This is a genomic window from Agromyces humi, from assembly GCF_009720255.1.
GTDB lineage: Bacteria > Actinomycetota > Actinomycetes > Actinomycetales > Microbacteriaceae > Agromyces > Agromyces humi.
Genome location: NZ_WJSP02000633.1, coordinates 1 through 1,295, shown reverse-complemented (window position 1 = coordinate 1,295; position 1,295 = coordinate 1). Strand labels below are relative to the sequence as shown.

1 protein-coding gene is annotated in these 1,295 nt (G+C 71.1%); it reads right to left on the bottom strand.

The annotated features are described in order from the left end of the window. The coding region (locus GH736_RS23080; protein ID WP_203230929.1) for an MFS transporter at positions 1 to 1,173 on the bottom strand (1,173 nt) is incomplete at its 3' end. Positions 1,174 to 1,295 lie beyond the last annotated feature (122 nt).

Genomic DNA, 1,295 nt, shown 5'->3' with positions numbered 1-1,295 from the left:
GCGATGCCCGACGAGCACCACGAGGAGCGCGACGAGCACGGACCCGGCGGCCGCGAAGTAGGGCGCCTCGGGTGAGATGAGGTGCGCGAGCTCGGCCGCCGCCGGCGGGGCGATGGCGCCGCCGAGGAACCGCACGGCCGAGTAGGCGCTCGACGCCACGGAGCGCTGCAGGTCGGTCGCCTCCATGACGCACTCGGTGAGCACGGTGTTGAGCACGCCCAGCACGAGTCCGCCGGCGACGATGCAGACCACGAGCATCGTCGGGTCGTCGATCACGAATCCCGCGGCGGCGAGGTCGACGGCGAGGAGCGGCAGTGCGATCCACAGCACCCGGGTGCGCGGCATCCGCGCCGTGAGGAGTGGGGCGACGAAGACCGAGGTGATCGCGAGCGCGACGCCCCAGCCGAAGAACGTGAGTCCGAGCCCGATGGCGTCGAATCCCAGTGGGAACGGCGAGTACGCCAGCAGCACGAAGAAGCCGATGTTGTAGAACAGGGCAGCGCCGGCGAGCACCGCGAGCGCCGGCTGGCGGAGGGCGCGGATGGGGGCGGACAGCCTCGTCGGCACCGGCCGGCTCCCGGCATCCGGCCCGCTCGCATCGTCCTTCAGGAACACGACGATCGCGATGAAGCCGACGGCCATCAGGGCCGCGGTGCCGAAGAACGGGCCGCGCCAGCTGAGGTTGCCGAGGAAGCCGCCGAGGAGCGGGCCGATGGCGATGCCGAGGCCGAGGGCCGCCTCGTAGAGGATGATCGCAGAGCCGGAGCCGCCCGCGGCGGCGCCGACGATGGTCGCGAGGGCCGTGGAGATGAAGAGCGCGTTGCCGAGGCCCCAGCCGGCACGGAAGCCGATGATCGACTCGACGTTCTGCGAGAGCCCCGCCGCGGCGGCGAAGACGACGATGATGCCGAGGCCGATGAGCAGCGTCTTCTTCGCGCCGATGCGGCTCGAGACGTAGCTGGTGCCGAGCATCGCGACGCCGGTGACCAGCAGGTAGCTCGTGAAGAGCAGCTCGGTCTGGGTGGGGGTGGCCTCGAGGCTCTCGGCGATGGCCGGCAGGATCGGGTCGACGAGCCCGATGCCCATGAACGCGATGACGCACGAGAACGCGACGGCCCATACGGCCTTCGGCTGCTTCAGGATGGACGCGGATGCTCCGTGCCCGGCGCTCACGCGACCACTCCGGTCGAGGCGGCCTCGTCGACGCCGAGCGTCCAGTCGATGCCGTCCTCGGCGTTCAGCAGCGTCGTCCCGTAGATCCGCTCGATGCGCATGGTCGTGTCGCCGGATGCCAC